22 protein-coding genes and 1 pseudogene are annotated in these 24,377 nt (G+C 64.5%); 15 read left to right on the plus strand and 8 right to left on the minus strand.

What is annotated here, in order from left to right:
• Window positions 1-2: 2 nt before the first annotated feature.
• From IVB23_RS34020 to IVB23_RS34035, 4 genes are all read left to right on the plus strand, one after another.
• The gene (locus IVB23_RS34020) at window positions 3-1,031 is read left to right on the plus strand and encodes a branched-chain amino acid ABC transporter permease (RefSeq protein ID WP_247801443.1); all 1,029 of its coding nucleotides are present in this window, start codon (window positions 3-5) and stop codon (window positions 1,029-1,031) included.
• Window positions 1,028-1,783 carry an ABC transporter ATP-binding protein gene (locus IVB23_RS34025; RefSeq protein ID WP_247801444.1) on the plus strand — a complete coding sequence of 252 codons (756 nt, stop codon included), beginning with the start codon at window positions 1,028-1,030 and terminating at the stop codon, window positions 1,781-1,783. Before IVB23_RS34020 ends, IVB23_RS34025 begins: the two co-directional genes overlap by 4 nt.
• Window positions 1,776-2,492 (plus strand): ABC transporter ATP-binding protein, encoded by a 717-nt coding sequence (locus tag IVB23_RS34030; protein ID WP_247801445.1) that lies wholly within the window; start codon window positions 1,776-1,778, stop codon window positions 2,490-2,492. The genes IVB23_RS34025 and IVB23_RS34030 overlap by 8 nt, the downstream gene beginning before the upstream one ends.
• Window positions 2,493-2,565: 73 nt before the next feature.
• Window positions 2,566-3,684 (plus strand): cobalamin-independent methionine synthase II family protein, encoded by a 1,119-nt coding sequence (locus IVB23_RS34035; protein WP_061878851.1) that lies wholly within the window; start codon window positions 2,566-2,568, stop codon window positions 3,682-3,684.
• Between the two features lie 168 nt (window positions 3,685-3,852).
• Here the strand turns inward: IVB23_RS34035 and IVB23_RS34040 are convergent.
• A pseudogene (locus IVB23_RS34040) lies at window positions 3,853-4,073 on the minus strand (caspase family protein); the annotation flags it as partial.
• A gap of 111 nt (window positions 4,074-4,184) precedes the next feature.
• On the opposite strand from IVB23_RS34040, the gene IVB23_RS34045 reads away from it, so the two are divergent.
• The 4 genes from IVB23_RS34045 (at window position 4,185) to IVB23_RS34060 (ending at window position 9,917) form a co-directional block, all read left to right on the plus strand.
• The gene (locus IVB23_RS34045; protein WP_061878907.1) at window positions 4,185-5,540 is read left to right on the plus strand and encodes a hypothetical protein; all 1,356 of its coding nucleotides are present in this window, start codon (window positions 4,185-4,187) and stop codon (window positions 5,538-5,540) included.
• Window positions 5,541-5,600: 60 nt separating this feature from the next.
• Complete coding sequence (gene metK, locus IVB23_RS34050; protein WP_061878852.1) at window positions 5,601-6,797, plus strand: methionine adenosyltransferase; 1,197 nt, start codon at window positions 5,601-5,603, stop codon at window positions 6,795-6,797.
• Window positions 6,798-6,876: 79 nt separating this feature from the next.
• Window positions 6,877-8,298 carry an adenosylhomocysteinase gene (ahcY, locus tag IVB23_RS34055; protein ID WP_061878853.1) on the plus strand — a complete coding sequence of 474 codons (1,422 nt, stop codon included), beginning with the start codon at window positions 6,877-6,879 and terminating at the stop codon, window positions 8,296-8,298.
• A 158-nt stretch (window positions 8,299-8,456) separates the two neighbouring features.
• Window positions 8,457-9,917 (plus strand): NAD(P)/FAD-dependent oxidoreductase, encoded by a 1,461-nt coding sequence (locus tag IVB23_RS34060; RefSeq protein ID WP_247801446.1) that lies wholly within the window; start codon window positions 8,457-8,459, stop codon window positions 9,915-9,917.
• Between the two features lie 18 nt (window positions 9,918-9,935).
• Here the strand turns inward: IVB23_RS34060 and IVB23_RS34065 are convergent, their stop codons facing one another.
• From IVB23_RS34065 to IVB23_RS34075, 3 genes are read right to left on the minus strand one after another with little or no spacing between them, the layout of a single operon-like run.
• Window positions 9,936-11,165, minus strand: a complete 1,230-nt coding sequence (locus IVB23_RS34065; RefSeq protein WP_061878855.1) for a YbfB/YjiJ family MFS transporter — start codon at window positions 11,163-11,165, stop codon at window positions 9,936-9,938.
• Between the two features lie 28 nt (window positions 11,166-11,193).
• Window positions 11,194-11,424 (minus strand): 4-oxalocrotonate tautomerase family protein, encoded by a 231-nt coding sequence (locus tag IVB23_RS34070; protein WP_197966905.1) that lies wholly within the window; start codon window positions 11,422-11,424, stop codon window positions 11,194-11,196.
• A gap of 16 nt (window positions 11,425-11,440) precedes the next feature.
• Window positions 11,441-12,151: an SDR family oxidoreductase gene (locus IVB23_RS34075; protein WP_061878857.1), complete on the minus strand. Its 711-nt coding sequence runs from the start codon at window positions 12,149-12,151 to the stop codon at window positions 11,441-11,443.
• A gap of 213 nt (window positions 12,152-12,364) precedes the next feature.
• Between IVB23_RS34075 and IVB23_RS34080 the strand changes: the two genes are divergently transcribed.
• The 4 genes from IVB23_RS34080 (at window position 12,365) to IVB23_RS34095 (ending at window position 15,136) form a co-directional block, all read left to right on the plus strand.
• Window positions 12,365-13,288: a LysR family transcriptional regulator gene (locus IVB23_RS34080; protein WP_247801447.1), complete on the plus strand. Its 924-nt coding sequence runs from the start codon at window positions 12,365-12,367 to the stop codon at window positions 13,286-13,288.
• A gap of 145 nt (window positions 13,289-13,433) precedes the next feature.
• Entirely contained in the window at window positions 13,434-13,589 is a 156-nt protein-coding gene (locus IVB23_RS34085; protein ID WP_162832013.1) for a hypothetical protein, read from the plus strand.
• A gap of 146 nt (window positions 13,590-13,735) precedes the next feature.
• The gene (locus tag IVB23_RS34090; protein WP_247801448.1) at window positions 13,736-14,665 is read left to right on the plus strand and encodes an aspartyl/asparaginyl beta-hydroxylase domain-containing protein; all 930 of its coding nucleotides are present in this window, start codon (window positions 13,736-13,738) and stop codon (window positions 14,663-14,665) included.
• A 12-nt stretch (window positions 14,666-14,677) separates the two neighbouring features.
• A complete protein-coding gene (locus IVB23_RS34095) occupies window positions 14,678-15,136 on the plus strand; it encodes a nuclear transport factor 2 family protein (protein WP_247801449.1) in 459 nt (152 codons plus the stop codon).
• A 61-nt stretch (window positions 15,137-15,197) separates the two neighbouring features.
• Here the strand turns inward: IVB23_RS34095 and IVB23_RS34100 are convergent, their stop codons facing one another.
• The 3 genes from IVB23_RS34100 to galE form a co-directional block, all read right to left on the minus strand.
• The gene (locus tag IVB23_RS34100; RefSeq protein ID WP_247801450.1) at window positions 15,198-15,899 is read right to left on the minus strand and encodes a fumarylacetoacetate hydrolase family protein; all 702 of its coding nucleotides are present in this window, start codon (window positions 15,897-15,899) and stop codon (window positions 15,198-15,200) included.
• Window positions 15,900-15,933: 34 nt separating this feature from the next.
• Window positions 15,934-17,742 (minus strand): ABC transporter ATP-binding protein, encoded by a 1,809-nt coding sequence (locus tag IVB23_RS34105; RefSeq protein ID WP_061878861.1) that lies wholly within the window; start codon window positions 17,740-17,742, stop codon window positions 15,934-15,936.
• Between the two features lie 118 nt (window positions 17,743-17,860).
• Window positions 17,861-18,874, minus strand: coding sequence for a UDP-glucose 4-epimerase GalE (galE, locus tag IVB23_RS34110; protein WP_197966899.1), 1,014 nt, complete (start codon window positions 18,872-18,874; stop codon window positions 17,861-17,863).
• Between the two features lie 126 nt (window positions 18,875-19,000).
• Between galE and IVB23_RS34115 the strand changes: the two genes are divergently transcribed.
• Window positions 19,001-20,038: a glycosyltransferase family 4 protein gene (locus tag IVB23_RS34115; RefSeq protein ID WP_247801451.1), complete on the plus strand. Its 1,038-nt coding sequence runs from the start codon at window positions 19,001-19,003 to the stop codon at window positions 20,036-20,038.
• Between the two features lie 468 nt (window positions 20,039-20,506).
• Window positions 20,507-22,057: a hypothetical protein gene (locus IVB23_RS34120; RefSeq protein WP_247801452.1), complete on the plus strand. Its 1,551-nt coding sequence runs from the start codon at window positions 20,507-20,509 to the stop codon at window positions 22,055-22,057.
• 75 nt (window positions 22,058-22,132) lie between these two features.
• On the opposite strand, the gene waaF is transcribed toward IVB23_RS34120, so the two are convergent.
• Window positions 22,133-23,224 carry a lipopolysaccharide heptosyltransferase II gene (gene waaF, locus IVB23_RS34125; RefSeq protein WP_247801453.1) on the minus strand — a complete coding sequence of 364 codons (1,092 nt, stop codon included), beginning with the start codon at window positions 23,222-23,224 and terminating at the stop codon, window positions 22,133-22,135.
• Between the two features lie 162 nt (window positions 23,225-23,386).
• Here waaF and rfaD point away from each other — a divergent pair, with 162 nt between their 5' ends.
• Entirely contained in the window at window positions 23,387-24,367 is a 981-nt protein-coding gene (gene rfaD, locus IVB23_RS34130) for an ADP-glyceromanno-heptose 6-epimerase (protein WP_247801454.1), read from the plus strand.
• Window positions 24,368-24,377 lie beyond the last annotated feature (10 nt).

Below are 24,377 nucleotides of genomic sequence, written 5' to 3' on the forward strand. Positions count from 1 at the left end.
CGATGAGCGCTTCGTCCGACGTCGGTTATCACGCCCAGCGCCACGCGCGGTGGCACTACGGTGAAGTCGCCTTCTGGCTGATCGTGCTGGCCTGCGGCTTCGCCTTTCCCAACCGCTATCTGATCATGACCGACATCCTGCGGCTCGCGCTGTTCACGATGTCGCTCGACCTGATCCTCGGCTATGCCGGCATCGTCTCGCTCGGCCATGCCGCGTTCTTCGGCGTTGGCGCCTATGCCGCGGGACTCCTTGCGCTTCATGGCATCGTCACCGAGCCCGTGCTGGCGCTGGTCGTCGCCGGTCTTGCCGCGATGGTGCTCGGCTTTGCCACCAGCTTCCTGGTGATCCGCGGCGTCGACCTGACGCGTTTGATGGTGACGCTCGGCATCGCCCTGCTGCTGGAGGCGCTCGCCGAGCGCTTCTCCAACATCACCGGCGGCACCGACGGCCTGCAGGGCATCGAGATGCAGCCGATCTTCGGCGTGATCCCCTTCGACATGTTCGGCAAGGCCGGCTTCTTCTATTCGCTGGCTGTCCTGTTCCTGCTGTTCCTGTTCGCCCGCCGTGTCGTGCATTCGCCGTTCGGCCTGTCGCTGCGCGCGATCAAGAACAATCCGCTCCGGGCCGCCGCCATCGGCATTCCGGTCAACCGCCGCCTGGTCGCGATCTACACGCTGGCTGCGTTCTATGCCGGCATCGCGGGCGCGCTGTTCACCCAGACCACTGCGATCGCCTCGCTCGATGTGTTCGCTTTCGAGCGATCCGCCGACCTGATGCTGGTGCTCGTGATCGGCGGCACCGGCTATCTCTATGGCGGGCTGATCGGCGCGGTGGTGTTCCGCATGCTCCAGGAATTGTTCTCGACCATCACGCCGCAATACTGGCAGTTCTGGATCGGGCTCGTGCTGGTCGTGATCGTTCTGGTCGGCCGCCAGCGGCTGCATCGCTGGGTGCTCTACGTACCCAACCTGATCATCAAGCAGGTCGCCGGGCGCAAGGCCGTCGTCGCCGTGCCGGAGAGCGACGCATGACCATCGCGCTCGAAACGAAGAATCTCGAAAAGCAGTTCGGCGGCCTGCGCGTCACCCGCGATTTGTCCTTGAGGATCGAGCAGGGCGCCCGCCACGCGCTGATCGGCCCGAACGGCGCGGGCAAGACCACGGTCATCAACCAGCTCACCGGGGTGCTCAAGCCGAACTCGGGCCGCATCCTGCTCGAAGGCCAGGACATCACCGATCTGCCGGTGCACAAGCGCGTGCTGCGCGGCCTGTCGCGCACCTTCCAGATCAACCAGCTCTATCCCGACCTGACCCCGCTCGAGACCATCGGCCTTGCCGTTTCCGAGCGTCTCGGCCATGGCGGCGACTGGTGGCGACGGATGGGCACGCGCAATGACGTCAATGACGAGATTGCCGAGCTGCTGGCGCGCTTCCACCTGCTCGACGTCATGAACGAACAGACCGTGACGCTGCCCTACGGCAAGCAGCGCCTGCTCGAGATTGCGGTCGCAATCGCCGCCAAGCCGCGCGTGCTGCTGCTCGACGAGCCCGCCGCCGGAGTGCCCGAAAGCGAGCGCCATGACATTCTCGCCGTCGTAGGCAGCCTGCCGCGCGACGTCACCGTGCTCCTGATCGAACACGACATGGATCTCGTATTCTCCTTCGCCGACCGCATCTCGGTGCTGGTCTCGGGCGCGCTGCTCACCGAGGGGGCACCCGAGCAGGTCGCGCGCGATCCGCAGGTGAAGGCTGTCTATCTCGGCGAGGAGGCGGTCAATGTCTGACCTGCTCGCGATCGATTCCCTGCGCGCCGGCTATGGCGAGGCGGTGGTCCTGCCCAACATGTCCCTGCGCCTCGCCGAGGGCCAGGTGCTGGCGCTGCTCGGCCGCAACGGCACCGGCAAGACCACGCTGATCAACTCCATCGTCGGCGTCACCCGCCGCTTCGCAGGCAGCATCGCGCTCGCCGGCGCCGACGTCACGACGCTGCGTCCCGACCAGCGGGCCCGCGCCGGCATCGGCTGGGTGCCGCAGGAGCGCAACATCTTCCGCTCGCTGACGGTGGAAGAGAACATGACGGCGGTGGAGCAGCCCGGTCCCTGGACCGTCGAGAAGGTTTACGAGATGTTCCCGCGGCTGAAGGAACGGCGCAGCAACTTTGGCAACCAGCTCTCCGGCGGCGAGCAGCAGATGCTGGCGATCGGCCGCGCGCTGACCCTCAACCCGAAAGTCCTGCTGCTGGACGAGCCGACCGAGGGCCTCGCCCCCATTATCGTCGAGGAGCTGCTCAAGGCGATCGGGACCATCACCCGGGCGGGCGGCATCTGCTCGATCATCGTCGAGCAAAATGCCCAAAAGATTCTGGGGCTCGCCGACCGCGTTGTGATATTGGAGCGCGGAACGATCGTCCACGACGCCCCGAGTGCCGCGCTGAAGGCCGATCCCTCGGTCCTGGAACGCCACCTCGGCGTCGCAGGGGCAGCGGTCCACTGATTTCTTCGCTTCTCCCCGCTTGCGGGGAGAAGGAGTACAACGAGCGCTGACTGAAATTTCGGGAGAAACAAAAATGCAGCGAACCAGAGCCCCTTTCCGCGCCGACGAGGTCGGCAGTCTCCTGCGTCCGGCCAAGATCAAGGAGGCGCGCGCCAGGCTCGAGAAGGGCGAGATCTCGGCCGACGATCTGCGCAAGATCGAGGATTTGGAGATCGAGAAGGTCGTGCACAAGCAGGCCTCGATTGGCCTGAAGCTCGCGACCGACGGCGAATTCCGCCGCTCCTGGTGGCATTTCGACTTCCTGGCCAAGCTCACCGGCTGCGAGCTGTTCCACCCCGACACCGGCATCCAGTTCGCGGGCGTGCAAACCCGCCACGATGCGGTCCGCGTCATCGGCAAGCTCGATTTCCCCGACAACCACCCGATGCTGGATCACTTCCGCTTCCTGAAGAAATACGCAGACCAGGCCCACGTTACCGCCAAGATGACGATCCCGTCGCCGGCGGTGCTCCACTTCCGCGGCGGCCGCAAGTCGATCTCCAAGGACGTCTATCCCGATCTCGATGCGTTCTACGAGGATCTCGGCAAGACCTATCGCAAGGCGCTGAAGGCCTTCTATGACGCCGGCTGCCGCTATCTCCAGTTCGACGATACCGTCTGGGCCTATCTCTGCTCGCAGGACGAATTGCAGAAGGCGCGTGAGCGCGGCGACAACCCGGATGGTCTCCAGCAGATCTATGCGCGCATCATCAACTATGCGCTGGCCGAAAAGCCAGCCGACATGGTGGTGACGACGCATGTCTGCCGCGGTAATTTCCGCTCCACCTGGATCTCCTCGGGCGGCTACGAGCCGGTGGCCGAGACCATGCTCGCCGGCACCAATTACGACGGTTACTTCCTCGAATACGACAGCGACCGCGCCGGCGGCTTCGAGCCGCTTCGCTTCCTGCCCAAGGGCAACAAGGTCGTCGTGGTCGGCGTCATCACCTCGAAGTTCGGTGAGCTCGAGAAGAAGGACGACATCAAGCGCCGCCTGGAAGAAGCCGCCAAGTTCGCCCCGCTGGAGCAACTCGCACTCTCGCCGCAATGCGGCTTTGCCTCGACGGAAGAGGGCAACGTCCTCTCCGAGGAGGAGCAATGGGCCAAGCTCAGCCTTGCGGTCGAGATCGCGAAGGAAGTGTGGGGCCAGTAAGTCTCCGCAGCTAAGGCTCACGCATGTCCCGGACGCGCTGCAACGCTCTTGCGTTGCTGCGCAGAGCCGGGATCCATGCTGCTCGACTTGCTCTTCGGAGATATGGGCCCCGGCTCTGCAGCGCACCGCTGAAGAGGCGCTGCGCTGCGTCCGGGGCACGAGAGCATCTCACCGCTCCGCCCGATCGACCTCCCCCAGCAGCGACGAGTTCGACCACGGCACCTGATTGTTCTTCGTGGCCGACATCAACCTCAGCCCGCACCCGCCTCAACATCTTCTGCGCCTCCACGCCCGGCGTGCCGAGTTGGCGCGAGAGCGGCGGAGCACCGCGAGCTCGCGCCTTCGCCGTCGGGTGGAACCTCTCCTGGCGCGGTCGCGTAGCCCATCAGCGGCGGCTCGCCGCGGACGGATCGAGGCGCCGGACATATGCGCTATTCCCCGAGTGGGCAGAATTTGCTAGGACACAGAACCCAACCTACCTGCCCACTGTGTCCCACTTCATGAAGAACGACGAAATCCTGAGCCAGATCACGGAGTTCTGCCGCAAGGCGGACATGGCGGAATCGACGTTCGGCCGGCGCGCGGTGAATGATGGGAAGCTCGTGCATCGCCTGCGCGAGGGAAAACGCATCACCATCGACACCCTGGAGCGGATCCAGGCCTATATGGCCGCATCGATCGCCGGCGGCATGCCGCCGCCGCGGGGACTTCAGGTCCCGCCCGAAAAGCGCGATCCACGCGGCAATTTCCGGTTCTTCGAGAACCGCCAGAAATACCTGCTGTTCGTCCACACCTGCAGCGAAAAGCGAGTGATCGCAGACAGGGTCGCGCTGGAACTGGCCTCCATCCATCCGCGCCCGCCGGCCTTGCGCCTGTTCGATGCCGGCGTCGGCGACGGCACGGTGCTGGCGCGGGTGCTGCGCGCAACGCATCAGCGCTTTCCGCACATGCCGTTCTATGTCGCCGGCAAGGAGCTCAGTCTGGAGGACCTGCGCCTGACCCTGGAAAAGGTGCCGGATCGCATTTTCGAGCATCCGGCATCGGTATTCGTCTTCACCAACATGTTTTACGCGGAGGCGCCCTGGCTCACGCCGGCATCGCCGGCTGCGGCGGCCGCTACCGTCTGGCACGAGGTGCCGCTCCGCGGCGCTTCGTCGGGCGAGTTCGAGCAGCAGATCGCGGAGCTGAGGCCATTCCTGGAGCAGAACTGGCGCGCCGCGATCAGCCCCCGCACCGCCATGCCGCTCTACGAGCGGCCCGTCGTCCTCGTGCTCTATCGCGAGGACCACAGGTTTCTTCTGGATGCGACCATTCCGCGGCCGGGCCAGGCCGAGGCCAATTTCGACCTCGTCATCGCTTCCCAGCCCTACCGGGCCCTGTCCTCGGTCAATTTCCGGGCCAAGCGCATCATTGCCCCCCTGGCGCGGGCGCTTCGACCGGGGGGGCGGCTGATCGGAATCCACTCCCACGGCCAGGATCCGGGCATGGAAATGATCCAGGCGATCTGGCCGGGAGAAAACCCTTTCTCAGTGAGCCGTCATGAGCTATTGCGCGCAGTTAAGTATGAACTTGGATCGGTGGGCCGCGACTTAAATTTTAATGCCTACGCGGACAACCGTTCGATCTTCAGGTATGATATGGAAGCTCTGCCCAACGAGGTCACGGGCACTATCGGAACCTCGACGGCCTTTGCAGCGTGGAATGCGGCAGTGTATGTCGCTCAGATTGAGGACGACCGGTTGACGGAAATGACTCAAAACAGCCGCACCCTGGACGCCGCCAGGGACGTGCTTCGAAAGTACAATGGGCTCTGGTTTCTCGACGAATCCTACGTCATCTCGCGCCGGCGTGATTGACATCATTAAAGGTAAACATCGCAAACGCCCGCCGGCTAGCGGCGGAACAAGGGGTTACTGATGCGCGCGTCCTATCTCTTCACCAGCGAGTCCGTGTCCGAGGGCCATCCGGACAAGGTCTGTGACCGGATCTCCGACGAGATCGTCGACCTGTTCTATCGCGAAGGGCCGAAGGCGGGCATCGATCCGTGGGCCATCCGCGCCGCCTGCGAGACGCTCGCAACCACCAACAAGGTGGTGATCGCCGGCGAGACCCGCGGTCCGGAGTCGGTGACCAACGAGCAGATCGAGAGCGTCGTCCGGGGCGCGATCAAGGACATCGGCTACGAGCAGGAGGGCTTTCACTGGAAGACCTGCGACATCGAGATCCTCCTGCATCCGCAGTCGGCCGACATCGCCCAGGGCGTCGATGCGCTTCAGCCGGGCGAGGTCAAGGAAGAAGGCGCGGGCGACCAGGGCATCATGTTCGGTTACGCCACCAACGAGACGCCCGACCTGATGCCGGCGCCGATCTTCTACGCCCACAAGATCCTGCGCCTGATCTCCGAAGCCCGTCACTCCGGCAAGGAGAAGGTGCTGGGCCCGGATTCCAAGAGCCAGGTCACCGTGCAGTACGAGAACGGCAAGCCGGTCGCCGTGCGCGAGATCGTGGTCTCGCACCAGCATCTGGTCGAGGACCTCACCTCCAAGCAAATCCGTGACATCGTCGAGCCCTATGTGCGCGAAGCGCTGCCAAGGGACTGGATCACGCCGAAGACGATCTGGCACATCAATCCGACCGGCAAGTTCTTCATCGGCGGTCCCGACGGCGACACCGGCCTGACCGGCCGCAAGATCATCGTCGACACGTATGGCGGCGCGGCCCCGCACGGCGGCGGCGCGTTCTCCGGCAAGGATCCGACCAAGGTCGACCGCTCGGCGGCCTACGCTGCGCGCTACGTCGCCAAGAACATCGTCGCGGCCGGTCTTGCCGACCGCTGCACGCTCCAACTCGCCTACGCCATTGGTGTCGCGCGTCCGCTGTCGATCTACATCGACACCCACGGCACCGGCAAGGTGTCGGAGGATCAGCTCGAGAAGGCGGCGGCGCAGGCGATGGATCTCACGCCGCGCGGCATCCGCAGCCATCTCGACCTCAACCGCCCGATCTACGCGCGGACGTCTGCCTACGGGCATTTCGGCCGCACGCCCGACAACGAGGGCGGCTTCTCCTGGGAGAAGACCGATCTCGTCGAGCCGCTCAAGCGCGCACTCTAGTTCTAGTTCTCTTGCGTCATCCGGGTTCGCTCGTTTCACGAGCGTCCCGGAATGACCAGCCAACAAACAGGAACCCCCTATGAACGCGAAGCCCGGCTTCACCGATTACATCGTCAAGGACATTTCGCTCGCCGATTTCGGCCGCAAGGAGATCTCGCTCGCTGAGACCGAGATGCCCGGCCTGATGGCCACCCGCGAGGAGTACGGCCCAAAGCAGCCGCTGAAGGGCGCGCGCATCGCCGGCTCGCTGCACATGACCATTCAGACCGCGGTGCTGATCGAGACGCTGGCAGCGCTCGGCGCCGACATCCGCTGGGTCTCCTGCAACATCTATTCGACGCAGGATCACGCCGCGGCCGCGATCGCCGCCGCCGGCATTCCGGTGTTCGCCGTCAAGGGCGAGACGCTGACCGAGTACTGGGACTACACCGCAAAGCTGTTCGACTGGCATGGCGGCGGCACGCCGAACATGATCCTCGATGACGGCGGCGATGCCACCATGCTGGTGCATGCCGGCGTCCGCGCCGAGAAGGGCGACACCGCTTTCCTCGACAAGCCGGGCTCGGAGGAAGAAGAGATCTTCTACGCGCTGGTCAAGCGCCTCCTCAAGGAGAAGCCGAAGGGCTATTTCGGCGAGATCGCCAAGAACATCAAGGGCGTCTCCGAAGAGACCACCACGGGCGTGCATCGCCTCTACGAGATGGCCAACAAGGGCACGCTCCTGTTCCCCGCGATCAACGTCAACGACAGCGTCACCAAGTCGAAGTTCGACAACCTCTATGGCTGCCGTGAATCGCTAGTCGACGGCATCCGCCGCGGTACCGACGTGATGCTGTCGGGCAAGGTCGCGATGGTCGCCGGCTTCGGCGACGTCGGCAAGGGCTCGGCGGCCTCGCTGCGCCAGGCCGGCTGCCGCGTCATGGTGTCGGAAGTCGATCCGATCTGCGCGCTGCAGGCCGCGATGGAGGGCTACGAGGTCGTGACCATGGAAGACGCCGCGCCCCGCGCCGACATCTTCGTCACCGCCACCGGCAACAAGGACATCATCACCATCGAGCACATGCGCGCGATGAAGGATCGCGCCATCGTCTGCAACATCGGTCACTTCGACAACGAGATCCAGATCGCGGCGCTCCGCAATCTGAAGTGGACCAACATCAAGCCGCAGGTCGACGAGATCGAATTCCCCGACAAGCACCGCATCATCATGCTGTCGGAAGGCCGCCTCGTGAACCTCGGCAACGCCATGGGCCATCCGTCCTTCGTGATGTCGGCGTCTTTCACCAACCAGACGCTGGCGCAGATCGAGCTGTTCGCCAACAACAAGGACGGCAAGTACGAGAAGAAGGTCTACGTGCTGCCGAAGACGCTCGACGAGAAGGTCGCGCGCCTGCACCTCGCCAAGATCGGCGTCAAGCTCACCGAACTGCGCAAGGATCAGGCCGACTACATCGGCGTCAAGCAGGAAGGCCCGTACAAGTCGGACCACTACCGGTACTGATGCTGGTTCGATCGATCTCGACGCGAAGCCCCGGAGCGATCCGGGGCTTCGTTGTTTTCGGGGCATGGAATTCGGTTCGCCTTTTAGTTGCTGCACGGCTGATTGCGGATTGACGGCCAGCAGCGGCGGGCGGACACTCCCCGGCGGCGGAGGAAACCATGCAACCAGAACATGTCGACGTCCTCATCGTCGGTGCCGGCCTGTCGGGCATCGGCGCGGGCTATCATTTGCAGACCAGGTGTCCGACCAAGAGCTACGTCATCCTCGAGGGGCGCGAATGCATCGGCGGTACCTGGGACCTGTTCCGCTATCCCGGCATCCGCTCCGATAGCGACATGTTCACGCTCGGCTACTCCTTCAAGCCGTGGACGGATCCGAAGGCGATCGCCGACGGACCGCAGATCCTGAATTATGTGCGCGAGACCGCGGCCGAGAACGGCATCGACAGGCACATCCGCTTCCGCCATCGCGTCAAGCGCGCGTCGTGGTCGACGCCTGATGCACGCTGGACCGTCGAGGCCGAGCGCATCTCGGGCGAGGGCGCGACCGAGCTCGTGCGGTTCACCTGCAATTTCTTGTTCTTGTGCTCGGGCTATTACAAATACGAAGCGGGCTACACGCCGGAGTTCAAGGGCACGGCGGATTTCGCCGGCTGCATCGTGCATCCGCAGAAGTGGACCGAGGACATCGACTACGCGGGCAAGCGTGTCGTGGTGATCGGCTCGGGCGCCACAGCGGTGACCCTCGTGCCGGAACTCGCCAAGACAGCGGCGCAGGTCACCATGCTCCAGCGCTCGCCGACCTATGTGGTGTCGCGCCCGGCGCAGGATCCCCTCGCCAACAAGCTGCGCCGCAATTTGCCGGCGCGGCTCGCCTATCATCTGATCCGCTGGCGCAACGTGATGTGGGGGATGTTCTTCTTCCAGCTCAGTCGGCGCCGTCCGGCCAAGGTGAAGGACCTTATCCTCAAAGGCGTGCAGATGGCGCTCGGCCCCGGCTATGACGTCGCCACCCATTTCACGCCGCGCTACAATCCCTGGGACCAGCGGCTATGCCTTGTTCCCGACGGCGATCTGTTCAAGGCGATCCGCGAGCAGCGCGCCTCCGTCGTCACCAGCGAGATCGACACGTTTACCCGCGACGGTATCCGTCTGAAGGACGGAAGCGAGCTTGCGGCCGACATCATCGTGACGGCGACCGGGCTGGTGCTCCAGGTCGTCGGCGGTCTCGAGGTCAGCGTCGACGGCCGCGCCGTCGATTTCGCCAATACGCTGACCTACAAGGGCATGATGTATGCCGACGTGCCCAACATGGCCTCGGCGTTCGGCTACACCAATGCATCCTGGACGCTGAAATGCGATCTCACCTGCGAATATGTCTGCCGGCTCATCAACTACATGGACCGGCATAATTTCCGTCAATGCATGCCGCACAATGACGACCCCGAGATCACCGCGCAGCCCTCGCTCGATTTCACCTCGGGCTACGTGCAGCGCTCGGTGGCAAAACTGCCGAAGCAGGGTTCCAAGCGGCCGTGGCGGCTGCACCAGAACTACGCGCTCGACATCGTCTCCCTGCGCTTCGGCCGGATCGACGACGGTGTGATGCAATATTCCTGATCGCGCCGCTGATCGCCTCTATGCCTTGCGTGTGGTGAGCGCGAACCCAAGATCGATCGCGAGCGCCAGCACCGCTGCGCCGCCGCCGAGGCCGAACAGCAACAGGTAGTCGCCGCCCGTCTGGGCGTAGATCCAGGAGAAGCCGTAAGCGGCGGTCGCCTGGAACAGCGCAAAGCTGGTGGTGGCATGACTCCATATCGCGCGTTGCTGTAGGCTGGAGTGAGGCACGAGCTCATGGATGCGACCCAGCACCAGCGGTACGATGCCTGGCGTGAAGCCGCCGACCACGACGCTCGACACGATCAATGAAACCGGCGCGGTGCTGACGGTTGGCAGCAGCACGGCTGCCGCCTCGATCAGGAAGGCCGCGCGCAGGGCCGGGCCGAAACCCGAGCGGTCACCGACATGACCGGTGATCAACGGGCCGACGATCGCGGCGAGGCCATACAGCACCCAATAGCGCGATCCCGCGGCAATGCCCTGGCCAAGGCCGCGCGCCACGAAGTCGACGATAAAGACCATGTGCGGCACCAGCGCCACGGCGTTGAGGCCGTACTGAACCAGCAGCGCGCGGGCGGCCGGCGAGACGCGATGAGGTTTGGCTGGATGCGAAGGCGCAGTATCGGCCTTGATCTCAGCAGGCCAGTTCCACCAACTCGCGAGCGTGAGCAAGGCGGACAGCATGCCGAGGCCATACCAGCTCTGCTGTAAACCCTGTTGCAGCAACAATGGCACCAGCGTGCCCGATGCCGCGACGCCGAGGCCGACGCCTGCGAAGATCACACCGCCGACGATGCCGCGCCGTGCGGCCGATGTATGTGGCAGAATGACGGACGCCGCCAGCACCATGATGATGCCGCCGGTGAGGCCGGCGAGGAAGCGCCACGCGAAAAACCAGCTGAACGACAGCGGGGCCGAACTGGCGAGGAAGGAGAGGGTGGCGAGCAGCATCATCGCCCGTAACGCGCGGACCGCGCCGATGCGGGTGGCAAGCGCTCGTGCTGCGAGCGCGCCGGCGAGATAGCCGGCGAGGTTCGCAGCGCCGAGATAGACGACGTCGGATGCGCTGAACCATTTTGCGGCGATCAAAGCCGGGATCAGCGGCGTGTAGGAGAAGCGGGCGAGGCCAAGCCCGACCAGCGATGCGGACAAACCCGCCACGGCATACCGCCAGGTTGTTCGTGAGGCCGAGCCCGGCCGCGGTTGCGGATGGGTCTCGAGATGTCGCTTCGTGTCTGCGTTGGTCATGTCATCCTCCTGCGCGAGGGGGCGTGGATCATCGGGCGGCGCGGCGGCGCCTGAATTCCTGCACCGGCAGGCCGCCCCAGCCCCAATTGTCGGTGTCCACTTCCTCGATCACCACAAAGGTGGAATCGAGCGGCTTGCCGAGCACGTCGAGCAGGAGCTGGCTCGATCCCTTGATCAGCGCGGCCTTCTCCTCCGCAGTGAGCGACGCCGCTTCCGGCGTCGTTCCCTCGCGGGTGACTTGAATGGTGACGATGGGCATCGTGCTTCTCCTCGTCTCAATGGCCGGCGCTCTGGCCGCCGTCGACATGCAGGATTTCGCCGGTGACGAAGGAGGCCCCCTCGAGATAGAGGACCGCATCGACGATGTCGGACATCTCGCCCATGTGGCCGACCGGGTGCAGCGCACTGAGCTGCGCATGCGTCGCGACCGGATGCATCGGCGACTTGATGATGCCGGGTGAGACCGCGTTCACGCGGATGCCGCGCTTGGCGTACTCGATCGCGAGCGATCTGGTCGCAGCGTTCAGCCCGCCCTTGCTCAGCGAGGCCAGCACGGATGGCACGTTGGAATTGGCTTGATCCGCCAGCGTGGTCGTGATCTGCACCACGTGGCCGGACCCCTGCTTCTCCATCTCGGCGATGGCGAGCTGCGTGATGTTGAAGAAGCCCGCGACGTTCGTTCCCATCACCGCCGCATAGTCCTCGGCCGTGTATTGCGTGAACGGCTTTGCGACGAAGATGCCGGCGTTGTTGACCAGCGTGTCGACCCGGCCGAAGCGGGCGATCGCTTGCGAGACGACGCGCTCGGCAGTGGAACGGTCGGCGATGTCGCCGGGAACGGCGAGGACATCATCGTCGCTGGACGGCTTGATGGAGCGCGCCGTCGCGACGACGCGGTAGTTGCGATCGCGAAAGCCCTGCACCAATGCGGCGCCGATACCCTGCGATGCACCGGTGACGATGGCGACCTTCTGCTCGATACCCATGATGGGCTCCTGTTGTTGGCTTTGAGATCTGCGCCAGCAGCGGCTGGCTTGCGTGCTGAGGTACGCCGCGGCGGCCCGGTCGCGAATAGCCGCTGTCCGGCACACACCCTTTCGCCGCGCGAACGAATGCGGGGCCGGCGCACGGCGGTAGTTGTCGAGGTTGCGGCGAACGCCTAGCCTGCGAGCGGAAGCTCAGAGCAAGACGGGAAGGGAATGGATCGTCTGGATGCGATGAAAGTGTTTGTCCTGGCCGTGGACGAAGGCAGCTTGGCCGCCGCAGGACGCAAACTCGGCCGCTCGCCGGCGGCGGTGAGCCGGGCCATCGCCTTTCTGGAAGAACGCGTGGGCGCCGAACTGCTGCACCGGACCACGCGCTCGATCAAGCTGAGCGAGGAGGGGGAGCGCTATGCCGCGATCTGCCGCCGTGTGCTCGCCGAGTTGGAGGAAGCCGACGACATCGCGGCCGGACCGCTTACGGCGCCGCGCGGCCTGCTCACGATCACGGCTCCCGTGGTCTCGGGGGAGATGGTCTTGCGGCCGATTCTGGATGCGTTTCTCGATGCCTATCCCACCGTGTCGGCAAAGCTCCTGCTGTTCGATCGCGCGGTCAATCTGATCGAGGAGGGGATCGACGTCGCGCTTCGCATCGGTCCCTTGGCGGATTCGGCGATGATTGGCATGCGGGTCGGAGAGATCAGCCGCGTCGTGGTGGCAGCGCCACGCTATCTGAAGCAGCATCCGCGCATCGCCGAGCCCGGCGATCTCGCCAAGCACCAGATCGTCGCCATGGCGCATCTGCCCAATTCCTGGACCTTCGCGCCACAGGCGGGTTCATCGGTGCCGCGCTCGGTGCAGTTCACCCCGCGGCTCGTCGTCAACAGCACCTATGCGGCAGTGGCCTCCGCCGTCGCCGGGCGGGGCGTGGCGCGGATGTATTCGTACCAGGTCGCCGAACAGGTCGCGCGCGGCGAGCTCGAGATCGTCCTGGCCGGCGACGAGGACCCGGAGATGCCCGCGCATTTGATCTGCCCGCAGGGCCGGCTCTCGGTGCCGAAGGTGCAGGCCTTCACCGACTTCGCGGTGCCCCGGCTGAAGAAGCAGTTTGCGCTGCTGAAGAAGAGCATCAAGGCGCGCTGAGCTGCTTCGCGCCCCCGCAATGCGTTGTTTTGCGTATACGGCGGCCCGGCTGAATCGGCGAGGGTTCCAAAACGGTTAACGCCGATTTAACGGATGAGTCCTAGCCTGTCTCGGCCGGGGTTACTGCAAAGCCGAGGTGAGCCCAATGGAAGCCCAGAAGATCGCGGTCGACGCCGTCGTCGCGCTGACCGATTGCGACCGCGAGGCCGTCATCGCCTTCATCCGCCGCCTCTACCTGGCCGGCGTCACCGATCCCAAACGCCTGACCTTCAAGGGGCTGCAGGCGCTGTCGCGGGCTTGATTCGGCCGGTTCCGGCCCTTTCAACCCCGAGTTCCCGGCCGAACGCTCTCCCCAGCGTGATTGCAACCCTCCGGTGAATATCTTGTCGCTCGGGCCCGGCCGGAGTAGATGACGTCCCCGGCTGGGTTCACTTGGGAACTGGGGAAATGCTGAAACAGCTTTTTGCGCCGCAACTTGTCATTCTTTATGTGCTGTCGGCCTCGACGATTTACGTTCACTTCCGCGGCAAGCAACGGCTGCGCTTCGCGCGCCAACTCGGCGATCACTCGACCTATCTCGCGCCCTACAACGTGCTGATGTACGCCGGCTCGGCCGTGCCGAACAAGCCGGTGATCCCGGTCGAGCAGTTTCCGGAGCTGAAGCCCCTCAGCGAGAATTGGGAGACCATCCGAGACGAGGCGGTGCGCCTGTTCGACGAAGGCTTCATTCGCGCCGCGGCGAAGAACAACGATTGGGGCTTCTACTCGTTCTTCAAGAGCGGCTGGAAGCGGTTTTACCTGAAATGGTACGACGACTTCCTGCCCTCGGCACGCACGCTGTGCCCGAAGACGGTGGAGCTCCTGAACGCGATCCCGAGCGTGCACGGCGCGATGTTCGCGATGCTGCCCCCGGGCGGCAAGCTCGGTGCCCACCGCGATCCCTTCGCGGGCTCGCTGCGCTACCATCTCGGCTTGGTCACCCCGAACTCGAACAAGTGCCGGATTCTCGTCGACGGCGTCGAATGCGTCTGGCGCGACGGCGAGGCCTTCATGTTCGACGAGACCTTCATCCACAGCGCCGAGAATGCGACCGACGTCAACCGCATCATCCTGTTCTGCGACGTCGAGCGTCCGATGAAGTACGGCTTCATGACCGCGATCAACCGCTGGGTCAGCCATCACATCGTCAAGGCGTCGGCGACTCAGAACGTCGAGGGCGAGAATGTCGGCGTGCTCAACAAGATGTTCGGCAAGCTCTACGAGATCCATCTCGCCAGCCGCAAGGTCAAGGAGTGGAATCGCAACGTCTACTACACGCTGAAATACTCGCTGACGGTGCTGATCCTCGGCCTCATCGTGTGGTCGGCGCTACGGTGAATGATCCGGCCAATGACCTCCCTGCCGATTGCTGACGCGGAGATCACGCAGTTCTTCCGCAAGTGGCTGGAGACCTTCGCGGGCTATGTCCGCGAGGTCGACTACGCTTCGGCGCGGCCGCTTTTCCATCCGGACGTGCTCGCCTTCGGCACGCACAACGATGTCATCCCCGGCCTTGATCAGTGGGTCTCGACGCAGTGGAACAACGTCTGGCCGAAGACGACCGATTTCCGCTTCGTCATCGAGCAGACTTCCGTTCTGGCATCTGCCGATGGCGCGATGGCGACTGTGATCGCGCCGTGGACGAGCACGGGCTATCATCCCGACGGCAGCGCGTTTGCGCGGCCCGGCCGCGCCACGATGGTGTTTTCCCGAAATGGCGATGGTTGGCTGTGCGTGCATTCGCACATGTCGCTCAATCGCGGTGTACCGCAGACGAGCCATGCCAACCGGCCGGTGAAGGCCCGGTGAAAACAAAAAAGCCCCGGATGGGTTCCCCCCTCCGGGGCTTTTGATTCCAGATGTGTGCAGCCTACTCCGGCTGTCCGATGCTCACCTTCAGCGTGCCGACGCCGTCGACGCCGCATTCGAGCTTGTCGCCGGGTTGGAGCTGCGACACGCCGGCGGGCGTGCCGGTCATGATGATGTCGCCGGCGGCGAGCTTCACCTGCTGCGAGAGTTGCCAGATGATTTCGGGCACGTTCCAGATCAGCTCGGTGAGGTCGCCCTTCTGCGCTTCCTTGCCGTTGACCGTCAGCCAGATCTTGCCCTTGGAAGGATGGCCGATTTTCGAGGCCGGCTGAATCGTGGAGCAGGGCGCCGAATAGTCGAACGACTTCCCGATCTCCCAGGGACGCTCCTTCTTGCGCGAGGCGATCTGGAGGTCGCGGCGGGTGAGGTCGATGCCGACGGCGTAGCCGTAGACGTGGTCCAGCGCCTTGTCGGCGGGGATGTTGAGGCCGCCGCTCTTCATCGCGACGATCAGTTCGACCTCGTGATGCAGGTCCTTGGTCAGCGGCGGATAGGGAATAGTGGCGCCATCGGGCACCAGCATGTCGGCGTGCTTGGCGAAGAAGAACGGCGGGGCGCGCTCGTCATTGCCCATCTCGCGGATGTGCTCGAGATAGTTGCGGCCGACGCACCAGATGCGGCGCACCGGATAACGGCCGCTCTCGCCGACGACGGGAAGCGAAGCCTGGGGCGGAAGCGGGATGACGTAGGAGGCGGCGTTCATGTAAGGTCTCGCGGCTCTTGAGGTGAAGAGAATTCTAGGCGGTTGCGCTGATCGGCGCCAGCTCCAAGGGGCTGCTGTCCCTATGCTGCAACCGGAAGAACGAGGCATAGCGCCCGCCGCGCCGGAGCAGCTCGTCATGCCGGCCCTGCTCGACGATCTCGCCGCCCTCGACCACCAGGATGGCGTCGGCGTGCATGATGGTGTGCAGGCGGTGTGCGATCACGATGGTGGTGCGGTTCCGGCAGAGATGCTCGATCGCCTCCTGCACCTGCCGCTCGGATTCGGAATCGAGCGCGGCGGTGGCTTCGTCCAACAGGATGATCGGCGCGTTCTTGATCAGCGCGCGGGCCACCGCGATGCGCTGGCGCTGGCCGCCGGAGAGCTGCGTGCCGTGCTCGCCGACCGGCGTGTCGTAGCCGAGCGGGAAGCCCATGATGAAATCATGCGCGCAGGCGGCCTTGGCGGCGTCGACGATTTCGTCCTCGCTCGCGCCCGGCCGGCCGAAGGCGATGTTGCTGCGGATGGTGTCGCGGAACAGATAGACGTCCTGGCCGACATAGGCGGTCTGCGCCCGCAGCGATTTGCGCGAGACCGCGCCGATCGACTGGCCGTCGATCACGATGTCGCCTTGCGTCACCTCGTAGAAGCGCAAGAGCAGCGCCAGCACGGTCGACTTGCCGCCGCCGGAGGGACCGACCAGCGCGGTGACCTTGCCGGGCTCGGCCATGAAGCTCATGCGGTTGAGCACGGTCTCGCCGTTGCGATAGGAGAAGCTGACGTCGCGCAGCTCGATACGGGCATCCGACAGCTTCAGCGACGGCTTGTCGTCGTCGGACTGCTCGCTCGCCGGGCTGTCGACGACTTCGAGCAGCATGCGCGCACCGACCAGCTGGCTGTTGAGGTCGATGTTGAGCCGCGCCAGCCGCTTGGCCGGCTCGGTCGCCATCAGGAACGCGGTCATGAAGGAGAAGAACGCGCCGGGCGTGGCGTTGAGCGCGACCACGGCATAGCCGCCGTACATCAGGCAGCCGGCGACCGCGAAGCCGCCGAGCATTTCCATCAGCGGGTTGGAGCGGTTGGCGACGCGCGCCATCTTGTTGGCGTTGCGCTCGACGACCGCGATATTCTCGTCGATCCGCTTCTGCATGGTCTCTTCGAGCGTGAACGCCTTGACGGTGCGGATGCCCTGCAGCGATTCCTGCATCGTCTCCATGATGTCGGCGGTGCCGGTGAACTGGTTGAAGGCGAGGCCCTTGATACGCTTGACCAGCTTGCGCAGCACCAGCATTGCCGGCGGCACGGCGACGAGGCCGATGAACGACATCAGCGGATCCTGCCATACCATCACGCCGATCATGGCGAGCAGCATCAGGAGGTCGCGCCCGATGGCGTTGACCAGCATGTTGAGCACGTCGGTGATCGATTTGGCGCCCGCCGTCAGCCGGGCCAGGAACTCGGACGAATGCCGCTCGGAGAAGAAACCGACGCTCTCGCGCATCAGCTTGGCGAACAGCTGGCGCTGGTTGGCGGCAAGAATCGCGTTACTGATCTTGGTCAGGATCACCATGTGGCCGTAGGTCGCCACGCCCTTGATGAACAGCAACAGGACCGTGATGCCCGAGAACATCGCGATGCCCGGGATGTTCTTGTCGACATAGGCCTGGTTGATGACCTGGCCGAGCACATAGGTCGCGCCTGCGGTCGCGCCCGCGGCGAGCGCCATCAGCGCGAAGGCGACAAGGTAGCGCCGCCAGTAGACGATGCCCTGTTCCGTGACCAGGCGGCGAATCAGGACCGCTGCCGCGTAGGGATCGTCGGTGATTTTCTTCGGAAACTGGGCCATCCGGTGTCCATTGACGGCGCGGGACAAAACCTGCCTGCGCGTCAGGGATCGATGGGCCTCTGTGCCCGCTCAGCTGCGGTTTTTCAAGCCCAATTAAGGGCTTGCGCTTGGGATGATTCTAGGCGGAGGCGGCGTGGCGGAGCTCGCCGTGGCGCTCGCGGAACAGCTTGTCCTCCCAGGCCAGCGCATGGGCTGCGATGGTCTCGAGGTCCTCATATTGCGGCCGCCAGTCGAGCAGGCTGCGGATGCGGCTGGTGTCCGCGACCATGGTCATGATGTCGCCGGGCCGGCGCGGGGCGTACTGCACGGCGAAGCTGCGGCCCGAAACCCGCCGCACGGCGTCGATGGTCTCCAGCACCGAATAGCCGCGGCCGTAGCCGCAATTCAGCGTCGTCGAGGCGCCGCCGTTGCGCAGGTAGGCGAGCGCCGACCGGTGGGCCTGCGAGAGGTCCGTGACGTGGATGAAGTCGCGGATGCAGCTGCCGTCCGGGGTCGGATAATCGGTGCCGAACACGTCGATCTTGGCGCGCTGGCCGGTGGCCGCTTCCACCGCGATCTTGAGCAGATGCGTGGCGCCGACGGTGGCGAGCCCGATGCGCGCCTGCGGGTCGGCGCCGGCGACGTTGAAGTAACGCAGCGTCACATATTGCATGCCGTAGGCGGCGGCGACGTCGTGCAGCATGATCTCGGTCATCAGCTTCGACGAGCCGTAGGGCGACAGCGGCCGCGTCGGCGCGTGCTCGGGCACCGGCACCTGGTCCGGATTGCCGTAGACGGCGGCGGTCGAGGAGAAGATGAAGCGACCGATGCCGCGCTTGACTGCGACGTTGAGCAGGTTGCGCGCGGTCGTGAAATTGTTGCGGTAGTAGCCAAGCGGATCGCGCATCGAATCCGGCACGACGACGGAGCCTGCGAAATGGATGATGCTCTCGACGTCGTGCTGGGCGATCACGCCTTCGAGCAGGTTTTCATCGCCGGCATCGCCGATGAACAGCGGCACGCCTTCGGGCAGGTAAGCTGAGAAACCGGTGGAGAGATCGTCGATCACGACGACGTCCTCGCCGGCTTCCGCCAGCGCCAGGACCGTGTGACTTCCGATGTAGCCGGCGCCGCCGGTGACTAGCACAGTCATGATCTCACCCGTCTTCGATCAACGCGCGAAGCTAGCGCTTGCGTGGTGAAGAGGGGGTATCGGCGCGGCTGAACTGGTCACTATGCTTAATGTTGCGTATAGGGACTTTGCGAAATGGAGTGTGACGTGGCGAGTTTCCCCGGCGATCTCGAATTGATCGTGCCAAATCTGCACAGGCGCTATTCCGGGGTCACCGCGACCAACCGGATGGTGGCGCCGCGGCTGGCGAAACTGTATCGCGCGGCCTGGTTCGGATCGGACGCGCCGGAGGGGATCGCGCGGCTGAGCGTTGCCGATTTTCTGAAACTGTGGCGCCGCAAGCGGCCCGTGATCTGGCATGCGCGCCGCAACAACGAGATGATCGCAGGCCTCGCGTTGCGCGCGCTCGGCTGGCCGCTGAAACTCGTGTTCACCTCGGCGGCGCAGCGGCATCACAGCTGGATCACGCGCTGGCTGATCCGGCGCATGGACGCGATCATCGCAACGAGCGACATCTCGGCCTCGTTCCTGAAGGTGAAGGCGACGGTGATTCCGCACGGCGTCGACACCGACGTCTATGCGCCGCCGACCGATCGCGCTGCGGCCTTCGCGGAAGCCGCGCTGCCGGGCCGCTACGCCATCGGCTGCTTCGGCCGCGTGCGGGCGCAGAAGGGCACCGACGTGTTCGTCGATGCGATGTGCCGCCTGTTGCCGCGCTATCCTGAGTTCTCCGCCGTCATCGTCGGTCAGGTCACGCCCGAGCAGACGCCCTTTGCCAACGACCTGAAGAAGCGGATCGAGGCAGCGAACCTGCAATCGCGCATCGTCATCACAGGCGAGCTACCGATCGAGGCGGTGCAGCGCTGGTATCAGCGGCTGACGATCTACGCCTTCACCTCGCGCAACGAGGGTTTTGGCCTGACGCTGATCGAGGCGATGGCGGCGGGCAGCGCGCTCGTCGCGTCGCGCGCCGGCGCGGCCGAGCTCGTGGTGGAGGATGGCGTCACCGGCGTGCTGGTCCCGCCGGGTGATGCCGACGCGCTCGCTGCGGCGCTGGAGCCGCTGATGCGCGATGTGGCCGCTGCGACGGCGATGGGCGAGCGGGGACGCCGGCGCGTGCTCGAGAAGTTCAGCCTCGATGCCGAAGCGGCGCGGATCGGCGAGGTCTATCGGCCGCTGCTCTGACGCGGTTTCGCCGGTCGCACACAAAACCGCGAAAACAACCCCATGCACAGTAGCCGGGGATAGGAGAATCAATGGCTTGGCGGTTGGTGCGGTCTCTTGCGGATTTTGCGAAGTCGATTTGACCCGTCGGGCAAAACAGTGCTAGACAGGTATCGTCCCAGAATGCCCGATTACCCGTAGCTGCGGGCCGGCAGTCCGCGCGCCGTGGCGAATGGACCATTCACCATTTGATCGAATCGGCGTCTCGCCGCGCTGTTTCTTTTTGGCGTTCTGACGCAGGAACGTGACTTCGAGCTCGTCGCCGTTGACGCGGTCAACGTTACAGTTCAGCTACGCGCATGCGAGCAAATTGTACGGTTCCACGCAAAATTGGGCATCGGGCGCATTAGAGGTTGACGACATCTGCGGATGCTACCTAATTGCGCGCCGCGACCGCGAAGATGGATGCCGTTGCGCGAGCGAAGCCAAATGCTAGACCGCATATCTCCTTCCGATCGCTTCAATGCGCTGTCCTTGGTGCCACCCTTCGTTGGCATTTCCTTCCTTGCCCTGATTGGACTGACATTGATCGCGCTCATCCCAGGGATGATCACGCTCGGCCTGTTGCTGTTCATCCTCCCGGGGCAGATACTGATCGCAGCTCCCACGTTGCTTTATTACTCTCTCGCTGCACTCCCCGGATATCTGCTGGCGCGATTCCTTGGAAGCAACCTGCTTGGCGCCACGGTTGTGGCGGCGGTGCTCGCCGCGGCTGCGTTGCTGCCTCATTACCGCAGCCAAAGCCAGCTCGAGAAACTGCTCGCGACAGATATCACGGGTCCGGTGCCATCGTCGTTCCAGCCGCGCTCCTTTGAGCTTCCGTATCCCGAGCAGGACAATTACTGGACGAATTGGCGGCAACCCGAAAGCCACGATCCGACCCCTCCGCCGCCCTGCGCGGATCTTTGCCAGCAGTTGCTGTTCAAGGGGCATATCGACCACGTCATTATCCGGGACCATAACGCGCGTGGCGCCCGGATGATCAGCACCGAGACGCAAAAGAGAGGGCCTGACGGCTCGATGCAGCGAATGGTCGAAGTCACATGGCTGCCGCGTTGGAGGAGATTTCACCTCGAACATCGCGAGAGCTGTCCCGAGACGCTGAGCCTCATCGCGGCTGAATTCGTTCATGAGGTCGTCGGCGGCCGATGCTTGATCGAAGACACCGTCGATCAGCGCGAAGCCGATGTCCTCGTGTCATTGTCCAAACCTCTCGATGTACAGGGCGCCGATGGCCAGTTTCGTCCCGATCTGAATATCGCGTTCGCCAACATTGAATCCGCCCCGATCACCATCACGATTGCCGAGCAGCATGACGGCAACCTGGTCCCGGCCGAGATCAGGACGGCGCTGCACGCGAGCAATGCGCGCGTTCCGTTCTATTTCACGACGAGACGATGTGGCGGAGGTGAAATTCCCAATCTGTGCCTCGCCGCGGCGACCGAACCTTTTGCAAACAGCCGCGCGGATCCGTTCGAGATGATTAATCGCCGTTATGGCTTCCCGGTGGTGCCGGGATCCAAACCGGCCCGTCTGTCTTCCGCGCCCACATCGGAGAATGACCGGGCCACAGTGAATGCCATCCTGAGACAGGACTACGGAACTGGATTGATTCCAACGACTCAGTCGAAACTCGTCGCAAGTTTCCTCAGTGCAAGGCTCAAGAACGGACAACTCAATCAGGACGATATCGAGCTGATCCGGTTGGCGCTGAAGCAGCACGCCTTTGCCGCATCGATAGAGACCGACAAGCTGCCCTCAGACACCTATCAAGCCCTGAAGCCGCTGCTGCCCGACATGTTCAAGCGGATCGCCCATAGCGCCAAGGGGCAGCAGGAGATGGTGCAGTCGCTGAACGTGATGCTCGGGCACTATCCAGCCGAGGATACGAACCCGTACTCGTCCGCACTCTGCCAGGATTCCAAAAACGCCCGTTTGCGTGTCTGCTATCAGCGGGAATTTCGTACGCGCACGAAGTGATGCCTGCGGCTCTGCCGCCATGGTTTCGCAAGGTCGTGTCAACGTCACAAGCAAGCGAGCGGCGGATTTAAGGGGTCAACTTTGGCGCTTGTGCGCCCCGGCCTCACCCAGCACCCTCTCCGCAATTCCCACCACTTCTGATGCCGCGAGATCCCGCATGCAGCGATGGTCGTTCATCTTGCAGATCGTGCTCTGGCAGGGCTGGCAGGGCAGCATTTCCTTGTCTTGCACCACTGTTGCCGCAAGGCTGTTGAGGGGCGCCCAGAGGTAGGGGCTGGTGGGGCCGAAGATGCCCATGGTGGGCGTGTCCAGGGCGGCGGCGACGTGCATCAGGCCGGAATCGTTGGAGATGGCGACGCCGGCCGCGGCCATGGCGAGGACGCCGTTGCGCAGATCGGTGCCGGTGAGGTCCCGGACCCCGGGGCCGCCAGCGGTCCCCGGGCCGCCCGCGGCGACGATCTCCTGGGCCAAGCCCTTTTCGGCGGGGCCGCCGACCACCCAGACCTCCAGGCCACGCTCGACCAGGAGGCGGGCAGCCTCGGGATAGTAGGTCCAGCGTTTTGAGACCCCGACCGAGCCCGGGGCGAGCGCCACGGCGGCTCCGCCGCTGAGGCCGTTGGCCTTGCGCCAGCGGACGATCTCCTCGGCCGGGACCCGCAGTTGCGGCACCGGCCATTCCGGAGGCAGGGGGGCGCCGTCGGGCTGGGCCAGCGCGGCGTTCTTGTCGATGAAGCGGGGCAGTCTCTTCTCGCCCCAGCGCCAGCGGTTGATGAGGCCGAACCGAAACTCGCCGACGAAGCCGACCCGTTCAGGAATACCGGCCAGCGCCGGCGCGATCGCCGCCTTCCAGGTCCGGGGCAGCACCAGGGCGGTACCGTAATTCCGTTTCCGAAGGAGTTCTGCCAGACCGAGCTGGCGGCCCATTGCGAGCCGGCTGCGCGGCAGGTCCCAGACGATGCCGGCGCGCACGCCGGGCATGTAATCGATCAGCGGGGCGCACAGCGACGTGGTCAGGAGATCGACCGGCCGGTTCGGCCAGCGCTCCTTCAGGACCCGCACGACGGTATGATTCCGCACGAAATCGCCGATCCACATGTAGGGAATAATCAGGATCGGGCGGGTGTCGCTCCGGTCTGCATCTCCAACAAATTGCGAATCAATATTCATTCGTTAATGAGGACCGACGGCGTGCTGATGTTGGCGGTTCGGTAGCCGCTCCCGGCCGGCAGGTAAAGCCGGCAGAAGCGACGATCCCAAAACCGCTTACACTTTGGCGGATCATGCGCTACGGCAGGACCGGGCACTAAGAAAAGCGGGCAGGTAGTTGGAATGTTGCTGGTGACCGGCGGGGCCGGTTTTATCGGATCGAATGTCGTGGCCGCGCTGAACCAGGCCGGCCGCAGCGACGTCGTGGTCTGCGACCTGCTCGGCACCGAGGGCAAGTGGCGCAACCTCGCCAAGCGGCAGCTTGTGGATATCGTTCCCCCGGCCGAACTGCCCGACTGGCTTAAAGGCAGCAAGTTGGAGGCCATGATCCATCTCGGGGCGATCTCCGCGACCACCGCGACCGACGGCGACCTCGTGTTCGAGACCAATTTCCGCCTGTCGATGCGCCTGCTGGACTGGTGCACGATGAACGCGGTGCCGTTCATCTATGCATCCTCGGCGGCGACCTATGGCGACGGCGAGGCCGGCTTCGGCGACGACGCTTCGCTACCGGCACTGAAAAAATTGCGGCCGATGAATCTCTACGGCTGGAGCAAGCACATGTTCGATCTCGCGGTCGCCGCGCGCGTGGCGAACGGCGATCCGCTGCCGCCGCAATGGGCCGGGCTGAAATTCTTCAACGTGTTCGGCCCCAACGAATACCACAAGGGCTCGATGATGAGCGTGCTGGCGCGGCGCTTCGACGACGTCAAGGCGGGCCGCGTCGTGCAGCTGTTCAAGTCGCATCGCGAGGGCATCGAAGACGGCGACCAGCGCCGCGACTTCATCTATGTCGACGACGTCGTGCGCGTGGTCATGTGGCTGCTGGCGACGCCGTCGGTGTCCGGCCTGTTCAACGTCGGCACCGGCAAGGCGCGCAGCTTCAGGGATCTGATGCTGGCTGCCTACGCCGCGCTCGGCACCAGGCCCAACATCGAATACATCGACATGCCCGAGAGCATCCGCAACAGCTATCAGTACTTCACCCAGAGCGAGGTCGATCGCCTCTGCCGCGCCGGCTATAACGGCGGCTTCACGACGCTCGAGGACGCGGTCAAAGCCTATGTCGGGGATTATCTCGACCGGCCCGACCGCTTCCGCTGAGGCCTTTGAT

This window comes from Bradyrhizobium sp. 191 (genome assembly GCF_023100985.1).
Classification (GTDB): domain Bacteria; phylum Pseudomonadota; class Alphaproteobacteria; order Rhizobiales; family Xanthobacteraceae; genus Bradyrhizobium; species Bradyrhizobium diversitatis.